Genomic DNA, 23,731 nt, shown 5'->3' on the forward strand with positions numbered 1-23,731 from the left:
TTATGAGACAGATAGTACTGGATACCGAAACCACCGGTATTGATCCGTCCGAGGGTCACCGGATTATCGAGATTGGCTGCGTGGAGCTGATGGAGCGGCAGCTCACGGGTCGTAATTACCATGTTTACATCAATCCGGAGCGGGAAGTCGAAGCAGAAGCGATTACTGTGCACGGGATTACGAACGAATTCCTGGCGGATAAGCCGAGGTTTGCGGAAGTCGCTGACGAGTTCTTTGGGTTTATCAAAGGTGCGGAGCTGGTTATTCATAATGCGGCGTTCGACGTCGGCTTTATGGATGCGGAATTTGCGCGACTGAAACCCGTGAGGAAGACCGCCGATTATTGCGGCATCGTCGATTCCCTGGCCATTGCCCGCAAAAGGCATCCGGGGCAAAAGAACAATCTCGATGCCCTCTGTAAGCGATATGGCGTTGATAACAGTAACCGTGACCTGCACGGTGCCTTGCTGGATGCCGAGATATTGGCCGATGTGTACCTGCTTCTTACCGGTGGCCAGACCGCGCTCTCCCTTGACGCTGGTGCTGAGGAGGGTGGTAGCAGCAGTGGCATTCGTAGGTTAGCCGAAGACCGCGCGGCGCTGTCGGTGATAAGGGCCTCCGATGACGAAAGCGCTGCCCACGATGAATTCATGGCGATGTTGGAAAAAAAGGCCGGTGAAACAGTCTGGGGAAAACTCAGTTAGGTAGGGTGAGAACTGCGTCAGTCTGTACCAATTGTTACATTCCCGCTTTCTTGAGGTACTTGAGTTTTATGTTATAAGTAATGATAAGTTCGCCAGTTTTTTGCGAACTGAACCCTGTTTTAGGGGCATTACTGGCCGGGAAGGCTTGATCCGGCTTATAACAAGAAAGCCTGTCAATTCGTCCGACAGGCAATAGTCACTATGAGGAAGCGGTAGTCTCCGCACACTAACAGGAAGCGTTTATGGTTCAATCGTCTCTGGCGACGAAATCGCAGTCGTTTGATTTGGTCAAAAATGAAATAGAACAGACCATCAGACAGGCAGAATCTAGCCTTGAACGCTTTCAGGAAAACCGTGAGAGTGGTGAAGATCTCCAGAACTGCGTGGACTTCATCAACCAGCTCCGGGGAATTTTCATTCTGGTTGAGCTTCGTGGCGGCACCCTGCTGTGTCAGGAAGCGGTCAGCATGGCCAACGATGTCCCGGTTGGCGCAAACGACGACAAGAACATCCTCCTGACTACCCTGAACAGTGCACTGTTTATCCTTCGCCGGTATGTCGAGTACTATCATCAGCAAAGGGAAGATCATCCGGAATTGTTGCTGCCGGTGATCAATGACTTGCGGGAAGCCCGCCGGGAAAAGCCATACCCTGAGTCCTGCTTCTTCGATGTTGACGTCAAGGAACGCCCCGATTTTTGCGCCGGTATCCAGGTTCAGCCTTTTGATGGCAATGAGGCCGAGTACGAAATTCTGGCACGCCGGATGCGCCTGACCTTTCAGGTGGCCTTGCTTGGCATCCTTAAAGACCGCAATGACGTCGTGAGCAAAAAGCTGGTAGGACGGTCGGCGCGCGGTCTGGCTCGGTTGTGTCAGGGTGCCCCCATGGGGCAGATGTGGTGTCTCGTATCGATTGTCGCCGATACCATGCTGGACAGGGCCATGGTCTTCACCAAGGCCCGTAAGCGCATGTTCATGCGTATTGAAAAGTACGCCCGCGAAGTGGTGTACGTCGGCAAAGTCGCGACCGCCAAGGATGCGCCGGATTCACTGGTTCGAGACCTCATCTATCTCCTCTATCGCAGCGGATCGGCCAACCCGGAAGTTACCAGCGTTCTGTCGAGCTACCGTCTGACGCCGGCCGAATTCCCCGATGCCATGCTTGAGGCTCACGCCCGCAGGCTTTATGGACCGGGCAGCGACGTCCTGAAATCCCTTTCCGATGCCCTGCAGGACGAACTCAATCAGTTAAAGGACAAGCTGGACATCATCGAGCGTGGGATTGAGCCGGATCTTGCCGAACTGTCTTCCATCGCTGGAACGCTTGAGCGCCTTGCCAACACGCTGCTGATGCTGGACCTGAACAAGCTTGCAGCAGTATCCCGCGAGGAGGCTTCAAGGCTGCGGAAATGGGAAGAGGAATCCCGGCTGCCGGGTGATGACGAACTGTACCGTCTTGCCGATTCGGTGTTGGGTATCGAAGACGCGATCATGCAGATAGTAACTCGCGGTATCACCTCCGAAACGGACGCGTTGGCCAGTGGCCAGCGAAACCGGGATGAGTCTGTCTATCTGCGCGAAGCGCTGTTTGTGGTAGCGGACGAAGCGCGTAGCGCGTTGACGCTCGCAAAACGCGCAATCACCGCATTCATGGAGTCGGATTACGACAAGCTGCATCTGGCCAACCTGCCTGCGACTCTCCACAGCATCTGGGGTGGTCTGCAGATGGTGGACGACCCAGGTGCGGCGAGTGTATTGGAGCGCGTGGCTTCCTCCATTCAGGAACGCCTGCTGGATTCCCGTGAAGCTCCCCCCATGCAAGTGCTCGAAGCGCTGGCGGATGCACTCACCTCGCTGGAATATTACATCGAGAGCATCGGCAAGCGGGAAGACCGTAATGTCGATCTTTTGAAGCTGGCGCAAACCTCCCTGACTGATGTAGGTCTCTGAAGCAATGTCCAACGAGCTTGCAACCATCGTTCTGGCAGCCTGCGGAGGGCTGTTGGTTATCATCGGGCTTTTGTTCTTCTTGCGCCCGCGCTGGTTGCTTGGCTGGCTAAAAGGGATGGCGGTCTTTGGCCTGATGCTGCTGGGCGCCTATGTGTTGATCATCGCCGTCAACCTGGCAGGGTATCAATCGCTGGAAGGGATGCAGACAGTTGCGACCATTTCGACCCAGCGTCAGGATGACCAGCTTTGGCGAGTGACGCTTGAGCCACGGAACGACGCCGCCCCATTCGTCGAAACGTTGAGCGGTGATCAGTGGCAGGTAGATGCCCGGATAATCCGGTTTTCCGGCCCCTTGCGCTGGATCGGTATTGCTCCGGGGTATCGTCTGGAGCGGCTGGGCGGACGTTATACGTCACTAGAACAGGAGCGCTCCCAACCCAGATCGGTCGTCAGTCTTGGCGAGGTGACCTGGCCGGATCTGTGGGCGCTGGATCAGGAATTCAACATGCCGTTCATTGAGGGCGTTTACGGCAATGCGACTTTCATGCCGATGCGGGACGGTGCGTTGTTTGACGTGCGTCTCTCTGCTTCGGGCCTGGTTGCTGTTCCGGTAAACCAGCAAGCTCGCCAGGCGGTGCAGGAGTGGGATCAGTAAAACGGACGTTCTGAACGAAAAAAACCTGCGCAGTGCGCAGGTTTTTTTGTGAGCCTTCGCCGGGGCAGTTAGCCCATCTTGAACAGCTCGCCCAGCTTGGTGGCCAACATCATGTCGCCTTCAGCGCGCAGCTGGCCGGCCATGAATGCTTGCATGCCGTCGGTTTCGCCGGAAACGATGCCGTGCAGGGTTTCGGAATTCATGATCAGGGTAACGGAAGGGTCATCGTGAGCGCCTTCGTGTTGCTTGCAGGTGCCATCGTTAATGACCAGGTGATAGGTCTTGTCGTCCTCGATGTCGAACTGGAATACCAGGTCCAGGCCCTGCGCAGCGTCTGCGTTAAAGTTCTGTTCGAGTTGTTCAAATACCTGAGCTACCGACATTGTTCTACCCTTTGTGATGATTGTCTTGTCATGGCGACGGCTTAGATCTCCCTCGCGCGGTACCGCAGAATGGGAGCCGGTCTGGAGCCGACCTCGCCATCCGACTTTATGGTTAGTGGCAGGTTGTGTCAAGCTCGATCGAACGCTTGTTTTAATTATTTTTCTCTTCTTATCACTATAAATTCGGTAAGTTACACTTTGACGTTTTCACAATCGCACGGAGAAGCACTTTGGAGTTCCTGACAGAATACGGTTTGTTTTTAGCCAAGGTTGTCACCTTTGCGGTGGCGGCGATCGTCGTAGTCGCGGTCATCATTTCGGCAGCCCATAAGGACCGTGACGATCATGGCGGGGAAGGCGAGTTGAAAATCCGAAAGCTGAATGAGAAATACACCAGGCTTCGCGAGTCCATTCAGGCCAGATTGATGTCGGATTCCGAACGCAAGGCCTACGAGAAGAGCCAGAAAAAAGAACAAAAGGCGAAGAAAAAAGCTGAAAAGGCCCAGCAGAAAGAAGGGACTGCTGATAAAGAAACCCGATCACGGGTCTATGTTCTCGACTTTGACGGCGACATCAAGGCCAGCGATACCGATCCTCTGCGTCGGTCAATCACAGCAGTCCTGAGTGTCGCCGATCCCGAGCGGGATGAAGTGGTGATCCGCCTTGAGAGCGGTGGCGGTTTGGTGCATTCCTACGGGCTGGCGGCCGCACAACTGGACCGGATTCGCAGCAAGGGGATTGCGCTGACGGCTTGCGTTGACAAAGTCGCGGCCAGTGGCGGTTACATGATGGCTTGTGTGGCAGACCGAATCATCGCGTCACCATTCGCTATCCTGGGCTCCATTGGTGTGGTTGCTCAATTACCCAATTTCCATCGGTTCCTGAAAAAGAACGATGTTGACTTCGAAGTGCTTACTGCGGGCGAGCATAAGCGGACCATGACCATCTTTGGTGAGAATTCTGAAAAGGGGCGGGAAAAGTTTCTGGAAGACCTGGAAGACACCCATGTGCTATTCAAGGAATACGTAAGTGAGCGTCGTCCGGGCGTCGACATAGGCGCGGTTGCCAACGGGGACATCTGGTTCGGTAAGCGGGCGCTGGACGTCAACCTCATTGATGAAATCAAAACCTCCGACGAATATCTCATTGAAGCCTGTGACCGGGCGGACGTAGTCTCAGTGACGTACCAGCGTAAGCGGTCGCTCCCGGAAAAGCTGGGTCTGGCGACCAGCGCTGCCCTTGAGCACACGATCTGGCGGGTACTCAGTGCCTTTCGGAACCAAAACATGCAATAGCATCTGCAGGGTGGGGGATAACCATGCCAACGAAAACCGATTTTAAAGCCTGGCGCGTCGAGGAAAAGGACGGGCGGTACGTAGGTAGCGAACAGACCCTCAATACGAGCGATCTCCCGGACGGCGAGATACTGATCCGGGTTTCGCATTCCTCCCTCAATTATAAGGACGCTTTGTCGGCGTCCGGTAATAAGGGCGTGACCCGAACTTTTCCTCATACCCCGGGTATCGATGCGGCCGGCGAGGTGGTTGAGTCTTCCTCCCCGGACATCTCTGCGGGCAGCAAGGTAATTGTCACGGGGTATGACTTGGGTATGAATACCGATGGTGGATTTGGCGAGTACATTCGCGTTCCCGCCGGTTGGTGCGTCCCGATGCCGGCCGGCTGGGATGCGCGTAAGGCCATGATCTACGGAACGGCCGGTCTGACGGCGGGTTTGTGTGTTCAGAAGCTTCTCACCATGGGCGCTAACCCGTCCCAGGGGCCAGTTGCGGTTTCCGGCGCCAGTGGTGCCGTCGGCAGCGTCACGGTCGAGCTGTTGGCCAAACTGGGATTTGAAGTTGTCGCCATCAGTGGCAAGTCAGATCATGCTGATGACCTGAAGGCACTGGGAGCTACTGAGGTGGTTGGCCGTGATACCTTGGCCGAAGAGAAAAAGCCTTTGGTTAAACCGGCTTTCGGAAACGCCGTAGATACTGTCGGGGGTACCCCTCTGGCGGAGCTCCTGAAACAGATCAAGCCGGGTGGGTCCGTGTCCTGTTGCGGGCTTGTGGCCGGGCCTCAGCTCCAGACCACCGTTCTTCCGTTCATCCTGCGCGGAGTCAATCTGCTCGGCGTAGACTCGGTGGAGATCTCGCTTACGGAGAAACAGTCAGTGTGGGATAAATTTTCCGGCGAGTGGGCCTGCCCGAAAACCGAAGCGTCGGCCAAAGACATCGGACGGTCTGGTCTGGAGCCAGCTCTGCAGGCATTCCTGAAAGGTGCCTCGGCTGGAAAGATTGTTCTTGATCATAGCCTTTAAATAAAAAAGCCTGCCACGCGTGGCAGGCTTTTCTTGTCTCTGTCGGGGCCCGGTTCCGTTCAGGAAGCTCGCCGGCGAAACAGAGGAACATCCGTATCTGTTGCTGCCTGGTAGCCCTGGCTAAAGAAATTGAGGCAGCGAACGGCTTTCTTAATATCCTTGTCCGGGCGCAAGGCATACGCGCTGAAGCCGCAGCGCTTCATGAACTGCAATTGATCAAGCAGGACATCACCGATGGCCCTCAGTTCGTTCTCATACCCGAAGCGTTCACGCAGCAACCGGGCGATACTGTACCCGCGCCCGTCACTGAATTTCGGGAAGTTGACGGCAATGACGGGCAGTTCGTTGACCTTGCCTTCAAGTATCTCCGGCTCGTCGTGGCTATCAAACCAGACGCCAACGGAGTAGTTGCCGGCAAAATGCTCGTAGCCTGCCAGCCAGAGGTCCGCGGGAATCAGCGCCTTACCCTGTTCTGGAATTTTGAGGGATTCGCCCTCAGCGGGGCGGGGCACGACGGTCCAGTCATCACGTTGGATGCTGCCATCCTGGAAAATTACATCAGGCATAAACCCGCTCCTTGAAGGGATCAATTCCAACACGGCGATAGGTATCGAGGAAGGTTTCTTCCTCGGTACGCTTGTCGACGTACACATCGATGATCTTGGCGACGACCTCGGGCATATCGTCACGGGCGAACGAGGGGCCGAGGATCTTGCCAATGGCGGCGTCGTGATGGGATGACCCGCCCAGGCTGATCTGATAGAACTCCTCGCCTTTCTTATCGACACCGAGTACGCCAATGTTGCCGACGTGGTGATGCCCGCAGGCGTTCATGCAACCTGAGATGTTCAGGTCAATGTTGCCCAGATCGTACAGATAGTCGAGATCATCGAACCGGCGTTGAATAGCTTCGGCCACTGGGATCGATTTGGCGTTTGCCAATGCGCAGTAATCACCACCGGGGCAACAGATAACATCGGTAAGGGTGTTAAGGTTAGCGGTGCCAAAGCCCATGGGGGTTACGGCCTGCCACAGTTCCAGTAGCCGGTCCTGACGGACGTCAGCCAGAACCACATTTTGCTGGTGGGTCACGCGGACCTCTCCAAAGCTGAACTCATCGGCCAGTTCGGCGATCTGTTCCAGCTGGCGATCAGTGACGTCGCCCGGCGGTGTGCCGGTCTTCTTCATGGTCAGGGTGACAATCGCATACCCTGGCTTTTTGTGGGTGTCGACGTTGTGGCTCAGCCACTGGTCGAACTCCCGATTTTCAAAGCGCTGCTTCGCCAGCAGATCGGTCGCATTATCGGTGGCCGTATAGTCAGGCTCCGTGAAATAGGACTGAATCCGATCAATGGCATCGCGGGTCAGGCGTGTAGGCGAATCCTTGATGTGCGCCCATTCGGCTTCCACCTTCTCCGCAAAAGCTTCCGGAGTCAGGGCCTTGACCAGAATCTTGATACGCGCCTTGAACTTGTTGTCGCGACGACCGTACCTGTTATAAACGCGCAGTACAGCTTCGAGGTAGGTCAACAAGTCCAGTTCCGGCAAGAACTCACGAATCACAGGACCAACCATCGGGGTGCGGCCAAGGCCGCCACCAACGTGAACCCTGAAACCGAGTTCGCCCGCATCGTTCCGAACCATCTGCAGACCAATGTCATGCACCTGGATAGCTGCCCGGTCGGTTTTCTCGGACGCATTAACGGCTACCTTGAACTTGCGTGGCAGAAAGGCGAATTCCGGATGGAATGTGGACCACTGGCGAATGATTTCACAGTAGGGGCGAGGGTCTGCAATTTCGTCTGACTGCACACCGGAAAACTGGTCGGTCGTGGTGTTCCGAATACAGTTGCCGCTGGTCTGGTTGGCATGCATTTCCACTTCGGCGAGCTCGGCGAGAATGTCGGGAACGTCTTCAAGTGCCGGCCAGTTCAGCTGGACATTCTGTCGGGTTGTGAAGTGGGCGTAGCCCTTATCGTAATCGCGGGTAATCCGCGCCAGCCGACGCAACTGGTCTGACCGCAACATGCCATATGGAACCGCAATCCGGAGCATTGGCGCGAGGCGCTGGACATAAAGCCCGTTCTGGAGGCGAAGTGGCAAAAACTCATCTTCGGCCAGTTCACCGGCCAGGGCGCGCTCTGTCTGGTCACGGAATTGGGCAACCCGTTCGGCAGCGATTCGCCGATCATGTTCGTCGTATACGTACATAGGGAACGTCCTGCTTTAAAGCGTCGTTACGGCCTTCCGAAAACAAATTCTGAAATCCAGGAAGTCGGGCCTTATATCTGCCCGGGAGGATAGCACCGTGTTTTTATTCTTAAAATGATTATTTCAAAATATGTTTATCGATTGAGGCGATAAGCGGGAGCGCGGGAAACTGGACGGATGTCAATTTTAAGGCTTTACTGAGAGCTGGGCTGAAGTAATTTTCATCAGCCTATGCAAATAATAAAAAGATCCACGAGTAAAAGATCCGAAAGAGGAAAGCACAATGAAAAAATCTGCGCATTCAGACAGTCAGGCTGACGCTGTCGCCGCCGTGTTGCTGGTACTGCTCGCCGTTGCTTTCGCCGTTGTGTGGGTATCTGGTCAGTAGGTTATTGACTGGCCAACACCATCTGCACGATCACGATCAGCCCAATTACGAAACCTGCGGTGAAGAGAATCCCCGCGATGATGTAAGGCCAGGGGCTGTGGCTTGAGAAATCCTCCTCCCGGCGCTTGTCTGACTGGACGCCAAAAGCGCCGGCGAGAATGCTCTGCATGACTTTCAATACGCCCGGGCCACCGGGCTTGCCATTTTTATGTTCTTCTCTGCCTGACGGATCTGCCATAGCATCGCCTGTGGTTGCGAATGATGAGTGACCGTTCGAATTATTCAGCCGGATCGTAGGCAAGGCTGGGCGCCAGCCAACGCTCTGCTTCCGCCTTCGAAATACCTTTGCGTTCAGCATAGTCTTCAACCTGATCCGCGCCAATCTTCCCGACCGCGAAATACTTTGATTCCGGATGGGCAAAATACCAGCCCGAAACCGCTGCAGTGGGGAACATGGCGAAGTGTTCGGTCAGTTCAATGCCGGTGGTTTCCGTGGCGTTCAGCAGTTCGAACAGAGTCGCCTTTTCCGTATGTTCCGGGCATGCGGGATATCCCGGAGCAGGGCGGATTCCACGGTACCGTTCCTTGATCAGATCTTCATTGCTCAGCTTCTCATCGTTGGCATAGCCCCAGAATTCCTTTCGAACCCGTTCATGCATGCGCTCGGCGAAGGCTTCGGCGAGGCGATCAGCCAGCGCCTTGACCATAATGGCGTTGTAGTCGTCGTGGCGGTCTTTGAATTCCAGGGAGAACTCTTCCGCACCAACACCGGTCGTGACCGCAAAACCGCCAACGTAGTCACAGGCCTCGGAGCCCTCCGGTGCAATGAAGTCCGAAAGCGCCATCATCGGTTTCCCCGGCGCCTTCTCATCCTGTTGGCGCAGGTGGTGGAGTATGGTCAACTCTTCGCTTCGGGTTTCATCCTTGTAGACCACAATGTCATCGTCCCGACGGCTGGCCGGCCAGAAACCGATAACCGCCCGCGCGGTAATCCGCTTTTCATCTATCATCTGGCGCAGGATTTTCTGGGCGTCGTCGAACAGGCTTCGAGCGGCTTCGCCCCGCTTGGGATCGTCAAAGATGCCGGGGTATTTGCCCGAGATATCCCACGAGATAAAGAAAGGCGTCCAGTCGATGTACTCCACCAGTTCGTTCAGGTCATATTCCTCGAACACCTTGATTCCGGTGAACGCGGGTTTTGGTGGGGTGTAACCGTCAAAGGTGATTTCCGGTGCCCGCGCCCGCGCTTCCTTGAGAGAGACCAGTTTGGTGCGGTCGCCCCGGTTCTTGCGCCGTTCGCGGATCTCGTCGTATTCGATGCGAGCGGCTTCCACCAAACCGTCTTTGCCGGTCTTACTCAGCAACTGGGAGGCGACGTTCACACAGCGCGAGGCGTCAGATACATACAGAGCGATGTCGTTCTTGTACTGGGGCTCAATCTTGACCGCTGTGTGTGCCTTGGAGGTGGTGGCGCCCCCAATCATCAATGGAATGTTGAAGTCCAGGCGTTGCATCTCCTTGGCCACATGAACCATTTCGTCCAGCGACGGCGTGATGAGGCCGCTGAGACCGATAATGTCTACGCCTTCTTTCTTGGCGGTTTCAAGTATTTTGTCGCAGGGCACCATCACGCCCAGATCAATCACTTCGTAATTATTGCACTGGAGTACCACGCCCACGATGTTCTTGCCGATGTCGTGGACATCGCCCTTAACGGTGGCCATAAGGATTTTGCCCTTGGCCTTGTGGTCCTCGGTTTTCTCGGCTTCGATGTACGGAATAAGGTGAGCGACTGCCTGTTTCATCACCCGCGCGCTTTTCACCACCTGGGGCAGGAACATCTTGCCGTCACCGAACAGATCACCAACCACGTTCATGCCGTCCATCAACGGGCCTTCGATGACCTCGATGGGATGGGAGGCGTTCTGGCGGCAAGCCTCGGTGTCGTCGACGATGTAGTTGGTGATGCCTTTAACCAGCGCATGCTCAAGGCGTTTCTCTACCGGCCATTCGCGCCAGGCAAGGTCCTCTTCCTGGGTTTTTCCGCCTTTGCCCTTGAACCGTTCGGCAATCTCCAGCAGCCGGTCGGTGGAATCGTCCCGGCGGTTCAGAACAACGTCTTCGACCAGTTCCTTGAGTTCAGGATCGATTTCATCGTAAATCACCAGCTGTCCCGGATTGACGATGCCCATGTTCATGCCGGCCTTGATGGCGTGGTACAGGAAGACCGAGTGAATTGCCTCGCGCACCACGTCGTTGCCCCGGAAGGAGAACGACACGTTACTGACGCCGCCGGAGATGGAGGCGTGGGGCAGGTGTTCCCGGATCCAGCGGGTGGCATTGATGAAATCGACGGCGTAGTTGTTGTGCTCTTCGATGCCGGTAGCGATGGCGAAGATGTTGGGGTCAAAGATGATGTCAGCGGGATTGAATCCGATGCCCATCAGCACGTCATAGGAGCGTTTGCAGATCTCGGTCTTGCGTTCGTATGTGTCGGCCTGGCCCTGTTCGTCAAAGGCCATTACAACGACGGCCGCGCCATAGCGCATACAGTCTTTTGCCCGCTTGATGAACTCATCTTCGCCTTCCTTGAGGCTGATGGAATTCACCACGGCCTTGCCCTGAGTGCAGCGGAGGCCGGCCTCGATCACTTCCCACTTGGAGGAGTCGATCATGATGGGCACGCGGGAGATGTCCGGTTCCGAGGCGACGAGGTTCAGGAAGGTGACCATCACCTCCTTCGACTCCAGCATCCCTTCGTCCATGTTTATGTCGATGATCTGGGCGCCGTTCTCAACCTGATCGCGGGCGACGCTCAGGGCTTCCTCGTATTGTTCCTCCTTGATCAGTCGCAGGAAGCGCTTGGAACCCGTTACGTTGGTTCGTTCGCCAACGTTGATAAAAAGAGTGTTTTCGTCACCGGTAAACGGTTCGAGGCCAGACAGTCTCAAGGCCTTTTTGCGCACGGGAATCTGGCGCGGAGGATACTTGGCCACCGCCTCGGCGATCGCCTCGATGTGATCCGGGCGTGAGCCGCAACAGCCACCGATGATGTTCAGGAAGCCGTCCCGCGCGAAGCCTTCGATGATCTCGGCCATCTCTTCTGGAGTCTGGTCGTATTCACCAAATTCGTTGGGCAGACCGGCGTTCGGGTGCGCGCTGACATAGGTTTCGGCCTTGGCGGAGAGTTCCTCTACATAAGGACGGAGGGCGTCTGCACCCAGTGCGCAGTTGAGGCCAACGGAAACGGGCTTTGCGTGAGCAACGGAATTCCAGAAGGCTTCGGTTGTCTGGCCAGACAGGGTCCGCCCCGAGGCATCGGTGATGGTGCCGGAAATCATGATTGGCAATTCAATGCCGCTGTCTTCGAAATACTGCTGGGTCGCGTAGATGGCCGCCTTGGCGTTCAGCGTATCGAAGATGGTCTCGATCAGGATCAGGTCACAACCGCCCTCAACCAGGCCCTCCACGGCTTCGTAATAGTTGTCGACCAGAGTCTGAAAATCGACGTTACGATAACCGGGATTGTTCACGTCTGGTGAAATAGATGCGGTGCGTGAGGTCGGGCCAACGGCGCCAGCCACGAAGCGGGGTTTGGCGGGGTTGCGGGCGGTGAAATCATCGGCAATGTCCCGGGCCAGTTGTGCCGCCGCCACATTCAGCTCCTTGGCGATGGCTTCCAGCCCGTAATCTGCCTGGGAAAGACGGGTCGAGTTGAACGTATTGGTTTCGATAATGTCCGCGCCGGCATCGAGATAATCCGCGTGAATGTTGCGGAGCAGGGCAGGCTGAGTCAGGTTGAGCAGGTCATTGTTGCCCTGAACTTCCCGGTCGTAATCTGCAAACCGATCGCCGCGAAACGCCTCCTCGTCCAGTTTCAGGTTCTGGATCATGGTGCCCATACCGCCATCAAGAATCACAATGCGTTCCTGCAGGGCCTTGTGGAGCTGTTCCAGACGGGTGTTGCGATCGGTCATATCAGTACTTCCGGATGTCGTTTATAACGGCGTATTTATCTCAGTGGCGCGGGATAATAGCAAAAATGCGCAAGCCCGTCTTAGTACGAATGACCATTATCATCTGCTCAATTGAACGGGCGCACAGAGGTTTTGTCGTAGGTGAAAGTCATTACGCCTATAAAGACCAACCATTTTACTTGGTCTTTCATGTTTGCGCGAAGTCCCTTAAAATGGACTCAAACTTTCAAACGGGTTGAAAACATGGCATTGGTTACTGTGACAGATCCCGCCCGGGATTATCTTGCACAACTTATTGAGAAGCAGGACGTGGACGGCATGGGTGTCCGGATTTTCGTAACCCAGCCCGGCACCAAGAATGCCGAAACCTGTCTGGCGTATTGTCCGCCCAATGAAGTGGTTCCGACAGATGAACAACTGGATCTGGAAAAGTTCACCTTGTACCTGGACCACAACTCAGTGCCGTTTCTGGAAGAAGCCTTTGTTGATTACTCCAAAGATCAAATGGGTGGCCAGCTGACGATCAAGGCCCCGAACGCCAAGGTGCCAAAGATTGACGATGACGCGCCTCTGCCGGATCGGGTGAACTACATCCTGGCGTCCGAAATAAATCCGAACCTTGCTGCCCATGGCGGCGACGTTTCTTTGGTGGAAATCGTCGACGAGTCGGTTGCCGTGCTCCGCTTTGGCGGTGGTTGCCAGGGTTGCTCCGCAGTCAGCCTGACGCTGAAGCAGGGAGTGGAGTCCACCTTGAAGGAGCGGGTGCCGGAGATAACCGCCGTTCGGGATGTGACGGACCACACCAACACCGAAAACGCCTACTATCAGTAGGTCTTGTCTTTCTGACCCGCCCCGCCGATCGTGGTGTGGCGGGTTCCGATCAAAACCTGCCGCAATACCGCTATTCTGATGGCTTCACGGCCAATGTCCAAAAGTTCCAAATACTTCATTATCAGTCACATAAACTGAATCAGCACACGGCTACAATGGTCTACTGAGTCAAACCTATCCAGGATTCTCTTCGGCCACACATTCTTTACCGGGGTTTCATTTGTCCGACCTAGCGCTTCTGTCCCTGCCGATCATGGCGGCCACCGTAGGCTGGTTCACGAACTGGCTTGCGATCAAGATGTCATTTTATCCGGTGCAGTTTATCGGAGTGGGCATACTGGGCTGGCAAGGCGTTATTCCCCGTAAAGCAGAAAAAATGGCGCACATCTGCATTGATCGCACTTTGCAGCAGTTTGGTGACCTGAATTCCGTCTATAACAAGCTTGAACCCCAGCGCATCGCCGAGCAGGTCATCTCTCAGGTTACCCCCAGACTCGACGAATACATCGATGAAGTGATGTATGAGATTCAGCCGGTGCTATGGGATAACCTGCCGCTGTTCGTAAAGAACCGGATCTACCAGTGGGCCAGAGAACAGTTACCTTCCCGGGTCGAGGAGCTGGTCGAGGATTTTGGAGACGATCTTGATGAACTGGTGGATCTGAAGGCCCTGCTCAGTAGGGAGCTTGAGAAGCATCCGGACCTTATGAACCGTATTTTTCAGCAGGCCGGGGCGGTGGAACTGCAATCGGTTATTAACCGGGGCGCCATCATTGGCGGCATTCTGGGTGCTGCATTGATTCCGCTGTGGATCCGCTTTCCGGAGCCCTGGTTGTTGCCAGTTGGCGGGTTTGCTATTGGTTTTCTCACCAACTGGGTGGCCATCACGTTAATTTTTGCCCCGCTCAGGCCCCGACGAATCCTTTTCTGGAAGGTCCAGGGGCTGTTCCTGCGCCGACAGCCCGAGATCAGCGATGTCTGGGCGAGATTGGTGGCGGACGAGCTGATTACGGTCGAGAAGGTGGCCGACGCCATGCTCAATGGTCGCCATGGCGACCGGACACGCGCCATCATTCAGAAACACCTCCGGCCTTTGCTTGATAATTCGGTGGTTATGAAACTGACGGCGCAGGTGACTGTCGGGATGACCGGATACACCGAGTTGAAGAAGGCGATGAATCAGAAGGCGGTGCTGGCGACGAAAGACGTCTTCAGCGATCCTGCCTTCAACCGCGAGCGTGCTCCCGTAGTCGCTGAAGTGCTTTCGGGTCAGATGCGGGCGCTTGGGCCGTCAGAGTTTCAGGACATCCTTCGTCCCGCCTTCCGTGAGGAGGAGCTCCAGTTGATGATCGTGGGCGGGATTTTCGGCGCTCTGGCGGGACTGGTCCAGTTCGTCTCGCTGGTACATCTGAGCTTTTAACTGACGACACGCGTTTTTAGACGCGAGGAGAGGAACCATGCCGGTTTGGGCGGTAATACTGATTCAGGTGTTGGCCACGGCCTTCACGGTCGCGCTGGTGCAGGCCGGTTTCTGGGGACTGGTTGTCCGGCCCTATCTGGACCGGAAAGTGGCGGAGCTAATCCAGGCGTCACAGGAGATCGAGCCAAATGTGACCCGTGGCGTAAAGCGTGGCGTTGAGGAAACCATCAAAGGTTTTCCCGAGAGCGCGCTGGACGGGACGGTTAAGGAATCGACCCGGCAGTTCCTGAAATTCGGCTCGGGCCTTTTCGAGAACGGGCTGAGCAGTTTTCTGGGAAGTGCGGCAGACCTTGAGCGGAAGGCTGAGGCTGAACGTCGGGGACAACGACCTGCTGACTGACAGTTACAGGCAGTTGGTGGGGCGAGGGAGGCCTGCAATACGGCAAGCGGTCTTGGCCGGCGTCCCGGGGAACAGCTGCATCAGGTAAATGCTGTTGCCTTTTTCTTCGCCCATGGCGTCCTTCACGGCTTTGACAAACAGCCTGTTGGATGGGGGTGATATTTCATGTTCCTTATAAAAATCCCTTAGGAACATGATGATTTCCCAATGGTTTTCTGATAATTCAAGTCCGTCTTCGGACGCAATTTCTTCGGCTGTATCCCGGCTCCATGCCCAGGCATCCTCCAGAAAACCTTCGTTGTTTCGTTCCGGGCTTGGACTCTTGACCATGGTTCACCAACTGATTACACGTTCTGCCTGAAGTGTAAGGCCAACCCATTCCGAATAGTCGACCAGTGAGGTAGCTTGGGTGCCGCCAGAGAGGCCCCGGGCTGCCACATCGTCTCTGAGGGCATACACCCGGGCGGAATGAAAACCCTCTGCTGCGGCGAGGCCGAGCACACCATTCTCGATCAGCACGATGGCGTCATCCGGGCCAAGCATCCCAAGGCATTCGCCGAACCGTGGATGGTCCGGGGTTTTGTTCAGAATATGCAGAGTATGAAGTTCATTCATTCTTAGGTTCCGAGTCTGAGTCCGTTATCCGCGCTAGCCACCAAACGCGGCTTGGGAATATTGTGCTAGGAGCTCCGCATTTGCGTCAGTCAGCACCACACTGTCCGCAAGCTCCGGCGGAGCAATGCCGTACCGCTCACAGGAAATCCGGTCGGCCAGGATATCCTCAATGCCAAAGACAGGAGCGGCTGCCAGATTCTTCTCAACGGATTTTTGTTCGATGCCGGAAGTGTTCTGGCCTGTACGCAGCCAGTTAACGCCCGCGCCAATAAACAACAGGCTCACAGGCTGATCAAACGCCGCCAGTGAAAATGCCATATCGAGGGCTTCGCGTCCGGTCCAGCCACCATAGGGGGGCTGGTCAATGATAATGAGCATCGCCATCCTCAGCGGTCTCCATGGAAATACAGGGTCCTGGAAGATTTAATGTTGCCTTCAACCCATTCGCCAAGGCCGGCAATGGTAAACGGTGCCCTGAGATTGCTGGCATCCAGTTCGTAGCGTTTCTGTTCCTTGTCATCCACCAGTCCCCGTCGTAATGCCGATGCTATGCATGCCACGCCGGGCACCTCATGTTCCTCAAGAAACGTGGCCCAGTTCTTGGGCCAGTGCGGCTCGTCGGATGGTGGCGTTACCAGGGCTGAGGCCAGGTGAACACCGTCACCGTAGAGGAAGACCCGGTCAATGGCATGTCCGGCAGCAATGGCTGCCTTGGCGAAGGCCAAGGCGGTCTGCGGCGCCTGCGTGGAATAGGGCGCGCCGGTAATAACCAGGGTAAAGGAATGCGGGTCGAGGTTATTCATGATGTTGGGTCTGGCCAGAAAGTTTTCAGTTTACAGAATGCAAAAACCCCGGCAAGAGCCGGGGCTGTTTGAGCGAGTAGCTGATCCCTTGATCAGTCGTCGCCGCTGAATGCCGACAAGAGGTGGAGCAGGCTGACAAACAGGTTGTAGATGGATACGTACAGACCAACCGTCGCAATGACGTAGTTTCGCTCTCCGCCTTTGATGATCTGACTGGTTTCAAACAGGATCATGATGGAAGCGAAGACGGTGAAGCCAGCCGAAACCGCCAGGTGAAGGATGGAGCTTTCCATAAAAAAGGCCAGCAGCATGGCGCCGATCAGCACAAACGCGCCGGCGGTCAGGAAGCTGGACAGGAAGCTGAAATCCTTCTTGGTAATGATCGCGGTGGCAGAGAGGCCAAGGAAGGCCACTGCCGTCAGTGTCAAAGCCTGAGCAACAATCTGGGAGGCGCCGGCTGCCACAAACGCGCCGATGATTGGGCCCAGGGTGTAACCCATGAAGCCGGTCAGTGCGAAAGTGGTAACAATGCCCCAAGGGCTGTTTTTAAGCTTGTAGGTCGCAAACAGAAGGCCGATGTAACCCACGATGGTGATCAGAAATCCGGGGTGGGCCCCATTCATGTTGAGATATGCGGTTAGGGCCGAAAAGGCCAGGGTCATGCCCAGGAGCATGTAGGTATTTCGCAACACCTTCATTGCATCTGCGCTGATTCCGGTGGACGCGCGCTCCGTCTGGGGCGCAGAATAGGCTCCCTGATCGTTTTGAACGCCGAATCGTCTGTCTTCCATTGTGCTCTCCGTTGTGAACGTCTGGATACTGTCTTCCATCATAGTGTCAGATACGCAACTTTCAATCATTTACGACAGGAAACTGCCCCGTGGATTTCATTAAAACCTGTTAATGATAGAAAGTCCGGCTGGTTTTATGCAGGGCGTTGACAGCGTTGGCAATTCCGGTATCATGCTCCCCGCTGTCGCAACGGCAGCAATGGAAAAACGGTGGGCTGGCAGAGTGGCTGAATGCAGCGGTCTTGAAAACCGCCGAAGGTTAGTAGCCTTCCCGGGGTTCGAATCCCTGGCCCACCGCCATTTTTCTTTTCCTGGTTTCAGATTCTCCCCCTTGATGTAGCCTCAGCGATTCGGTTCGCGTGTTTGTGCGTATTTGGTTTACGAACCCGAGACCTCACGATAGTGATATTGAAGAGTGGGAGGCCCCGTGAGCGAAAAAAAATTGAATTCCAGTGTACCCGAACAGTCGGATGTCCGTACGAATCGTCGGTTTTCCGTATCCGCGAATCGCGGGCAGGCGAGTCAGCGGGTCAGGTACGTCGAGTCCGGAGGTGCCGCTGTTGATACGGGTGAATGCACATTCTGCCAGTCCTTTCCGGAATTGTCCGATCAAGATCCCGGGGACAAACCATAGCGTCCGAAGGGTGCTTCTGGGGGAGGAGGTGGTGCAGGCTCATGCACTCGGCGATTTCAGGGCGTCCCGGATGGCTTGAACCGCAGCCAATGCACTGTCGTTGTCCCCATGAACGCACAGGCTGTGAGCGGGTAGTTCCAGCCAGCGGCCATTGATGCTTGTTACCCCTCCCTGTTCCGCAAATGATAGCGCCTGGCTCACAATGATCTCGGGATCACTGTGCACCGCGCCTTTGTGTTTTCGTGGCACCAGAAGGCCTTCATCCGTGTAGGCGCGATCTGCAAAGGCCTCGAGCAGTACCGGCACGCCAAGGCTTTCTATCAGCGCCTGTTGCTCGTGATAGCGGCAGGTAACGGGAATCATCAGGGGCAGGTTGTGACGATAGGTGCCCACGGCTTCGGCGACCGCTCTCAGCAACGTGTCGTCCCGCATCATGTCGTTGTTGAGTGCCCCGTGGGGCTTCACGTAGGAAATGTGGGTCCCTTCGGCCCGGCACATCCCATCCAGCGCGCCAAGCTGGTAAAGCATGAGAGCGTGGACCTCCTCCGGCGTGTGGGCAATGGAGCGTCGTCCGAAGCCCGCCAGGTCATGGTAGGAGGGGTGGGCACCGATCTCGACCTCGTGTTCTGCGGCCAGCGCAACGGTACGGCGAATGACCATGGGGTCGGCAGCATGAAAGCCGCAGGCAACGTTGGCCATGTCGATGAGGGGCATTACCGCCTCATCCTGGCCCATTTCCCAGGCTCCGTAGCTCTCCCCAAGATCACAATTCAGCTTCATCTTTCACATGTCCCGGCCAGGGTAGGTGGCCTCTTTCCGTTCGTCTGCCAACCTCTGCCGTTTGGCCAGCTTTTCCGGTTTGTTTTTCGGAATCTGCCAGCCCTGGAGGTTCTCCTCAATCAGCCTGACCAGCGCTTCGATGTGCCCTGGGGTCGCGTTAAGCGCCGGTATATAGCTGAAGCCCTCGCCACCGGCTTCCATGAAGTATTCTCGGTTCTCTTCATCGATTTCCTCAACGGTTTCGAGGCAGTCCGACGAGAAGCCGGGGCAGAACACATCTATAGATTTTACGCCTTTTTTCGGGAGAGATTTAAGCGTTTCGTCGGTGTAGGGTTTGAGCCACTCCTCTTTTCCGAACCGGGACTGGAAGGTGGTCAGATAGTCCTCGCCAGCAAGGCCAAGACGCTCTGCCAGGAGGCGGGATGTCTTGTGGCACTCGCAGTGGTATGGATCCCCTTTCATCAGGTATTTCAGGGGCACACCATGGTAGGACAGGATGAGCTTCTGGTTGCGTCCATGGTTGGCCCAGTGGGCTTCGATGTGTCTGGCCATCGCTTCGATGTAGGGTGGGTAGTCCGGGTAGTGGGAGATAAACCGCAAATCCGGCAACCAGCGGCGCTTACTGAAGTCCTTGGCAATGGCATCGAAGGTGGACGCGGACGTTGAGGCCGAGTACTGGGGATAGAGGGGCAACACGAGCAGTTTGCGAACGCCCTGGGCCTGCATTTCATCCAGAACGTTGGGGATCGACGGGTTGCCGTACCGCATGGCGAATCCGACCACCACGTTCGGGCCGTATTTTTTCTTCAGGGCCTCCCGGATTCCCTCGGCCTGTTTTCCGGTGTGGATCAGCAGGGGAGAGCCCTCGGGCATCCAGACTCCGGCATAGGCCTGAGCGCTCCGCCTGGGGCGAATACGAAGAATAATCCCATGCAGTATCAGCCACCAGAGCGGGCGCGGAAGCTCAACGACCCTCGGGTCAGAGAGGAATTCAGCCAGGTACCGGCGAAGCGCAGACGTTGTGGGCGCATCGGGAGTGCCAAGGTTGGTAACAAGAACACCAAGGCGCTCGGGTTGGTTGTGGCTGAAATTCTCTGAACCTTTGAACTGCATAGAGGAAATCCTGGTGATTGATCTTCTGGGAAGGGCCGGACGGTTCTATTTTTCCGAGGCCTGCTGGGCCATGCGAGGAGCAAGGCCACTGATGTCATAACCGGCGTTCCTGGCCTTGGTGAAAATCTCCTGGGCGGAGGTTTCCCGGGCAGCACTCAGAGCCCACAGCACTGTGCAGCGCGTACCGGAACGACAAAAAGCCAATACGGGTTTCTCCGCGTCTCGGATCATCGGGGCGAACCGGTCAACGTCCTGGTCGGTGATGTTGCCTGACTCAACCGGCATATAAACCCAGTCGAGGCCGACTTCGCGGGCGGCCGCTTCGATATCCGACATCGGGGGCTGTCCAAACTCTTCCTGGTCAGGGCGATTGGCAACCAGGGTCTTGAAACCGAGACGTGCCGCCTCAGCGACATCATCGACGGAGATTTGCGGTGCGACTGAGATAGTGTCATCGATCTTTCTGATTTCCATGTACGTGCGCCTCCGTAGTCGTTAACTGTGGGACTGCCGCCATGATCTCACAGCTATGGGGTGCTGTCAGAATGGCGGCTCAAGACAGTAACAGAATTGATCAGGCTTTGGTGCGGCGACGCTCTATGACTTCAAACGCCGCCATGCCGGCAACCATGGATGTTACGAAAACAAGAGCCTTGAACTCGCCAGCTCCCAGTGCGACCAAGCCGGGCCCGGGGCAGAAACCGGCCACCCCCCAGCCGACACCAAAGGCGAGCCCCCCAACAACCAGGCGTTTGTCGATGTGGTTGTTGGTGGAAATTTTCATGGAGAAGCCGAGGAACGACAAGGTACGGCGACGCGCCAGCGCAAAGGCCCCCAAGCCCACCACGACGGCACCACCCATCACGAATGCGAGGGACGGATCCCAGAGCCCGGCAATATCGAGGAAACCCAGAACCTTTTCGGGGTTGGCCATGCCCGACACAATGAGCCCCAGGCCGAAAATGAGCCCGGCCAACAGCGAAGCGGTATGATATCTCATGGTTTTACACTCCCAACTGGTGCCGGATGATGTAGACGGTAACGAAGCCCGCGCCCATAAAGGTGAGGGTTGCTACCAGGGATCGGACAGAGAGCCGGGAAAGCCCGCAAACACCGTGGCCGCTGGTGCAGCCGGAGCCGTAGCGGGTGCCAATTCCAACCAGCAGGCCCGCGATGATCAACGCTGGATAGCCGGCGTTGATTTCAATTGGAGGCAGTTCCGCTGCGAGTAGCCACACAGCGGGTGCGCCAATGAGCCCGACAAGAAACGCCAGGCGCCAGGCAATGTCACCGCGGCCCGGTACGAGGAGACCACCCAGGATGCCGCTGATACCGGCAATCCGGCCGTTAAGAAGCAGAAAGCAGGCTGCTGCCAGCCCAATCAGAATGCCGCCCGCCAACGCCGACCAGGGCGTAAAGTTACTCCACGCAATTTCAATCATTCAGAGTCTCCACAGTGGTTCAAAGGAAGGTTTTTGGAATAAGCATATAAATAGGGGCGATAATAACAAAAAAAAGCCCGGCACAGGGTGCCGGGCAGAGGCGTGCGAGTAGTATCCATGAAAGACTTCCAGACAAACCGGCATCAGCAGGGATACCGGTATCAGGAAGTATTGACCATATTTTGAACACTTCAAGCTGCTACCCGGCTCGTTTCAAAACATTTTTTCATATTGAATGCCTGTTTATATTGCGGCCTTTCCCTGTGCGCCTTTCAGGCCGACTGAAATCGGCCTCGCAGTGTAATACAATGAGGACTCCCAGCAATATTTTATCCCCTGAGGTTGTTACATGTCTGACGAACACGACAAGAAGCCGGAAAACGATCCGCAACTGGCGGCCAAGATCAAGGATTCGGCGCGCCAGATATGGCTGGCCGGCCTCGGGGCATACACCAAGGCAGAAGAGGACACCGGGCGATTTTTCGATCGTCTGGTCCAGGAGGGCGAGCAGCTCGAGAACAAGACCCGTGGCGTAGTAGAGAAACAGATCAAGTCCGTCGAGGATCGGGTTGGAGATGTCCGGGAGCGCGCGACCGGCACCTGGGATAAACTGGAAACGCTGTTCGATGAGCGGGTATCCGGTGCTCTCCGTCGTCTCGGTATTCACCGGCGCGAAGAAATAGAAGCCATGGAGCGGCGGATAGAGGCACTCGAAAATGAGCTGATGCGCCTTCGGAGCGAACGCGGGGACGACGAGGAAGAATAATTTCCCGGGACTAGAGGTAGTCCCGGCTCATCAGACGGGCGTGATTTTGTTCGTCTGGAGCCAGGTAGGGAATCACCAGATGCATCATCTGGTAGACACCACGACCGGGATCCACTGATTCCCGGTCATTCAGATGAGAAAGCGTATCAAAACTACACCAATAGCAGGCAGTTAGCGTTAACTGCTCACACAATGCCTGAAGCTGCTCCGAGCCAATCTCCATCATTTCCTGCTGTCGGAAACTCTCGCAAATCACCTGGAAGGCGGCAGTCTTCTTCTTTTTCAGTCTTCTGAACCGGGTTTGTAACTGGTCGTACCGGGAGAGGACATTCACCAGATCCTGGTAAATGAATCGGTAGCGGGCGACCGTCTCGAACAGCAGGTGAAGGAAGAAGCCCTGCTGATCAAGACTGATGTCGACGTCTTTCGGCACCGCCAGCAGATCCAGCATTTCTGCCTCGAACCGTCCGAACAGCTCCTCGACGATGTCGCCCTTGCTCTTGAAATGGTAGTAGAGGTTGCCGGGACTGATGTCCATCTCATCGGAGATCAGAAGCGTAGTCACATTGGGTTCGCCGACGCTGTTGAACAGCGCCAGGCTGGTATCGAGGATACGGTCGCGGGTTTTGATTTTTTTCATGTCGCGCCCGGTGCGCTCCTATAGGTCAAAGCTTGCCCAGACAGGGCAGTGATCGGATGGACGCTCCATGGCGCGGATGTCATACGAAACACCGGCTTCACGCGCTTTCGGCAGCAGGCTGTCGCTGGCCATGATCAGGTCAATACGCAGCCCGCGGCGGGGATCGCGTTCAAACCCTTTGCTGCGGTAATCAAACCAACTGAAGGTATCGGATTCCTCGGGATGAAGATGCCGGAAGACGTCGGTGTATCCCCGGGCTTCGACCTGTCCGAGCCATTCCCGCTCTTCGGGCAGGAAACTGCACTTTCCGGTGCGGAGCCACCGCTTTGCGTTGTCCGCGCCGATCCCGATATCCCGGTCGGTGGGTGAGATATTCATGTCGCCCATCACCACAACGTGGCCGCCACGTCGCTTCAGGTCATCCAGGTATTTCATCAGGTCGGCATAGAATTTTTCCTTGGCGGGAAATTTCACCGGGTGGTCCCGACTCTCGCCCTGGGGGAAGTAGCCGTTGACGACCGTGAGGGGCTCTCCATTTACCATGAAGTGGCCTGTAATCAGGCGCCGCTGGGAGTCTTCGCCATCCCAGGGGTAGCCCTTGAGGACCGTGTCAGGTTCCATCCGGGACAAGAGTGCCACGCCATAGTGGGTTTTCTGGCCATGAAAGTGAACGTGATAACCCAATTCACGGACAGCCTCCACCGGAAACTCCTCGTCTCGGACCTTGGTTTCCTGAAGGCCTATGAAATCCGGTTTCAGACTGTTGATGACGGCTTTGAGCTGGTGCAGACGGGTACGAATACTGTTGACGTTGAACGACACAAACATCATAGGTGCTGATTCTCCGGCGTTGACTCCGCCGCGAGTTTAACACAATGGGTACGGGGGGCGGCCTTGGCAGTGGCGACGCAT

The 23,731-nt window shown here is 56.0% G+C and carries 26 protein-coding genes and 1 tRNA gene; 10 read left to right on the forward strand and 17 right to left on the reverse strand.

The window, feature by feature from the left end; genetic code table 11:
• Nucleotides 1-2: 2 nt before the first annotated feature.
• The 3 genes from dnaQ (at nucleotide 3) to QQF73_RS09140 (ending at nucleotide 3,308) form a co-directional block, all read left to right on the forward strand.
• A complete protein-coding gene (gene dnaQ / locus QQF73_RS09130) occupies nucleotides 3-704 on the forward strand; it encodes a DNA polymerase III subunit epsilon (protein WP_285367976.1) in 702 nt (233 codons plus the stop codon).
• A gap of 242 nt (nucleotides 705-946) precedes the next feature.
• The gene (locus tag QQF73_RS09135) at nucleotides 947-2,653 is read left to right on the forward strand and encodes a FimL-related protein (protein ID WP_219865773.1); all 1,707 of its coding nucleotides are present in this window, start codon (nucleotides 947-949) and stop codon (nucleotides 2,651-2,653) included.
• Nucleotides 2,654-2,657: 4 nt separating this feature from the next.
• Nucleotides 2,658-3,308, forward strand: a complete 651-nt coding sequence (locus QQF73_RS09140) for a multidrug transporter (protein ID WP_219865772.1) — start codon at nucleotides 2,658-2,660, stop codon at nucleotides 3,306-3,308.
• A gap of 68 nt (nucleotides 3,309-3,376) precedes the next feature.
• On the opposite strand, the gene QQF73_RS09145 is transcribed toward QQF73_RS09140, so the two are convergent.
• On the reverse strand, nucleotides 3,377-3,691 hold the full coding sequence (locus QQF73_RS09145) for an SCP2 sterol-binding domain-containing protein (RefSeq protein WP_219865771.1): 315 nt from the start codon (nucleotides 3,689-3,691) through the stop codon (nucleotides 3,377-3,379).
• A 230-nt stretch (nucleotides 3,692-3,921) separates the two neighbouring features.
• On the opposite strand from QQF73_RS09145, the gene sohB reads away from it, so the two are divergent.
• Complete coding sequence (gene sohB / locus QQF73_RS09150) at nucleotides 3,922-4,986, forward strand: protease SohB (protein ID WP_219865770.1); 1,065 nt, start codon at nucleotides 3,922-3,924, stop codon at nucleotides 4,984-4,986.
• Between the two features lie 23 nt (nucleotides 4,987-5,009).
• Nucleotides 5,010-6,008: a YhdH/YhfP family quinone oxidoreductase gene (locus QQF73_RS09155; RefSeq protein WP_219865769.1), complete on the forward strand. Its 999-nt coding sequence runs from the start codon at nucleotides 5,010-5,012 to the stop codon at nucleotides 6,006-6,008.
• Nucleotides 6,009-6,067: 59 nt separating this feature from the next.
• On the opposite strand, the gene QQF73_RS09160 is transcribed toward QQF73_RS09155, so the two are convergent.
• From QQF73_RS09160 to metH, 4 genes are all read right to left on the reverse strand, one after another.
• The gene (locus QQF73_RS09160; protein ID WP_219865768.1) at nucleotides 6,068-6,574 is read right to left on the reverse strand and encodes a DUF934 domain-containing protein; all 507 of its coding nucleotides are present in this window, start codon (nucleotides 6,572-6,574) and stop codon (nucleotides 6,068-6,070) included.
• Complete coding sequence (locus QQF73_RS09165) at nucleotides 6,567-8,219, reverse strand: nitrite/sulfite reductase (RefSeq protein ID WP_219865767.1); 1,653 nt, start codon at nucleotides 8,217-8,219, stop codon at nucleotides 6,567-6,569. Before QQF73_RS09165 ends, QQF73_RS09160 begins: the two co-directional genes overlap by 8 nt.
• Before the next feature lie 389 nt (nucleotides 8,220-8,608).
• Nucleotides 8,609-8,845 (reverse strand): DUF2970 domain-containing protein, encoded by a 237-nt coding sequence (locus QQF73_RS09170; protein ID WP_219865766.1) that lies wholly within the window; start codon nucleotides 8,843-8,845, stop codon nucleotides 8,609-8,611.
• A gap of 40 nt (nucleotides 8,846-8,885) precedes the next feature.
• Nucleotides 8,886-12,584: a methionine synthase gene (gene metH / locus QQF73_RS09175; RefSeq protein ID WP_285367978.1), complete on the reverse strand. Its 3,699-nt coding sequence runs from the start codon at nucleotides 12,582-12,584 to the stop codon at nucleotides 8,886-8,888.
• Nucleotides 12,585-12,827: 243 nt separating this feature from the next.
• On the opposite strand from metH, the gene nfuA reads away from it, so the two are divergent.
• The 3 genes from nfuA (at nucleotide 12,828) to QQF73_RS09190 (ending at nucleotide 15,235) form a co-directional block, all read left to right on the forward strand.
• Nucleotides 12,828-13,415 (forward strand): Fe-S biogenesis protein NfuA, encoded by a 588-nt coding sequence (gene nfuA / locus QQF73_RS09180; RefSeq protein WP_219865764.1) that lies wholly within the window; start codon nucleotides 12,828-12,830, stop codon nucleotides 13,413-13,415.
• Nucleotides 13,416-13,635: 220 nt separating this feature from the next.
• Nucleotides 13,636-14,835, forward strand: coding sequence for a DUF445 domain-containing protein (locus QQF73_RS09185; RefSeq protein WP_285367979.1), 1,200 nt, complete (start codon nucleotides 13,636-13,638; stop codon nucleotides 14,833-14,835).
• 37 nt (nucleotides 14,836-14,872) lie between these two features.
• Complete coding sequence (locus QQF73_RS09190) at nucleotides 14,873-15,235, forward strand: hypothetical protein (RefSeq protein WP_219865762.1); 363 nt, start codon at nucleotides 14,873-14,875, stop codon at nucleotides 15,233-15,235.
• A 3-nt stretch (nucleotides 15,236-15,238) separates the two neighbouring features.
• Here the strand turns inward: QQF73_RS09190 and QQF73_RS09195 are convergent, their stop codons facing one another.
• From QQF73_RS09195 to QQF73_RS09215, 5 genes are all read right to left on the reverse strand, one after another.
• Nucleotides 15,239-15,565 carry a TusE/DsrC/DsvC family sulfur relay protein gene (locus QQF73_RS09195; RefSeq protein ID WP_219865761.1) on the reverse strand — a complete coding sequence of 109 codons (327 nt, stop codon included), beginning with the start codon at nucleotides 15,563-15,565 and terminating at the stop codon, nucleotides 15,239-15,241.
• Between the two features lie 3 nt (nucleotides 15,566-15,568).
• Entirely contained in the window at nucleotides 15,569-15,850 is a 282-nt protein-coding gene (gene tusB, locus QQF73_RS09200) for a sulfurtransferase complex subunit TusB (protein ID WP_285367981.1), read from the reverse strand.
• A 33-nt stretch (nucleotides 15,851-15,883) separates the two neighbouring features.
• Nucleotides 15,884-16,234 (reverse strand): DsrE family protein, encoded by a 351-nt coding sequence (locus QQF73_RS09205; protein WP_285367982.1) that lies wholly within the window; start codon nucleotides 16,232-16,234, stop codon nucleotides 15,884-15,886.
• A 2-nt stretch (nucleotides 16,235-16,236) separates the two neighbouring features.
• Entirely contained in the window at nucleotides 16,237-16,653 is a 417-nt protein-coding gene (gene tusD, locus QQF73_RS09210; RefSeq protein WP_285367983.1) for a sulfurtransferase complex subunit TusD, read from the reverse strand.
• Nucleotides 16,654-16,745: 92 nt separating this feature from the next.
• Nucleotides 16,746-17,444, reverse strand: coding sequence for a Bax inhibitor-1/YccA family protein (locus QQF73_RS09215; RefSeq protein WP_285367985.1), 699 nt, complete (start codon nucleotides 17,442-17,444; stop codon nucleotides 16,746-16,748).
• 209 nt (nucleotides 17,445-17,653) lie between these two features.
• Between QQF73_RS09215 and QQF73_RS09220 the strand changes: the two genes are divergently transcribed.
• Nucleotides 17,654-17,744: transfer RNA gene (locus QQF73_RS09220), tRNA-Ser, on the forward strand.
• A gap of 373 nt (nucleotides 17,745-18,117) precedes the next feature.
• Here QQF73_RS09220 and QQF73_RS09225 read toward each other — a convergent pair.
• The 5 genes from QQF73_RS09225 to QQF73_RS09245 form a co-directional block, all read right to left on the reverse strand.
• Nucleotides 18,118-18,858: a 5-oxoprolinase subunit PxpA gene (locus tag QQF73_RS09225; protein ID WP_219865756.1), complete on the reverse strand. Its 741-nt coding sequence runs from the start codon at nucleotides 18,856-18,858 to the stop codon at nucleotides 18,118-18,120.
• A 3-nt stretch (nucleotides 18,859-18,861) separates the two neighbouring features.
• Nucleotides 18,862-19,971 carry a ferrochelatase gene (hemH, locus tag QQF73_RS09230; protein ID WP_219865755.1) on the reverse strand — a complete coding sequence of 370 codons (1,110 nt, stop codon included), beginning with the start codon at nucleotides 19,969-19,971 and terminating at the stop codon, nucleotides 18,862-18,864.
• 45 nt (nucleotides 19,972-20,016) lie between these two features.
• Nucleotides 20,017-20,445 (reverse strand): protein tyrosine phosphatase family protein, encoded by a 429-nt coding sequence (locus QQF73_RS09235; protein WP_219865754.1) that lies wholly within the window; start codon nucleotides 20,443-20,445, stop codon nucleotides 20,017-20,019.
• Between the two features lie 100 nt (nucleotides 20,446-20,545).
• The gene (locus tag QQF73_RS09240) at nucleotides 20,546-20,971 is read right to left on the reverse strand and encodes a YeeE/YedE family protein (protein WP_285367989.1); all 426 of its coding nucleotides are present in this window, start codon (nucleotides 20,969-20,971) and stop codon (nucleotides 20,546-20,548) included.
• Between the two features lie 4 nt (nucleotides 20,972-20,975).
• The gene (locus QQF73_RS09245; RefSeq protein ID WP_219865752.1) at nucleotides 20,976-21,413 is read right to left on the reverse strand and encodes a YeeE/YedE family protein; all 438 of its coding nucleotides are present in this window, start codon (nucleotides 21,411-21,413) and stop codon (nucleotides 20,976-20,978) included.
• A gap of 349 nt (nucleotides 21,414-21,762) precedes the next feature.
• On the opposite strand from QQF73_RS09245, the gene QQF73_RS09250 reads away from it, so the two are divergent.
• The gene (locus QQF73_RS09250; RefSeq protein ID WP_219865751.1) at nucleotides 21,763-22,179 is read left to right on the forward strand and encodes a phasin family protein; all 417 of its coding nucleotides are present in this window, start codon (nucleotides 21,763-21,765) and stop codon (nucleotides 22,177-22,179) included.
• A 10-nt stretch (nucleotides 22,180-22,189) separates the two neighbouring features.
• Here QQF73_RS09250 and QQF73_RS09255 read toward each other — a convergent pair whose 3' ends face one another.
• Nucleotides 22,190-22,819 (reverse strand): TetR/AcrR family transcriptional regulator, encoded by a 630-nt coding sequence (locus tag QQF73_RS09255; protein WP_285367991.1) that lies wholly within the window; start codon nucleotides 22,817-22,819, stop codon nucleotides 22,190-22,192.
• An 18-nt stretch (nucleotides 22,820-22,837) separates the two neighbouring features.
• Entirely contained in the window at nucleotides 22,838-23,650 is an 813-nt protein-coding gene (gene xthA, locus QQF73_RS09260; protein WP_285367992.1) for an exodeoxyribonuclease III, read from the reverse strand.
• Nucleotides 23,651-23,731 lie beyond the last annotated feature (81 nt).

This window comes from Marinobacter albus (genome assembly GCF_030238305.1).
Taxonomy (GTDB): Bacteria; Pseudomonadota; Gammaproteobacteria; order Pseudomonadales; family Oleiphilaceae; genus Marinobacter; species Marinobacter albus.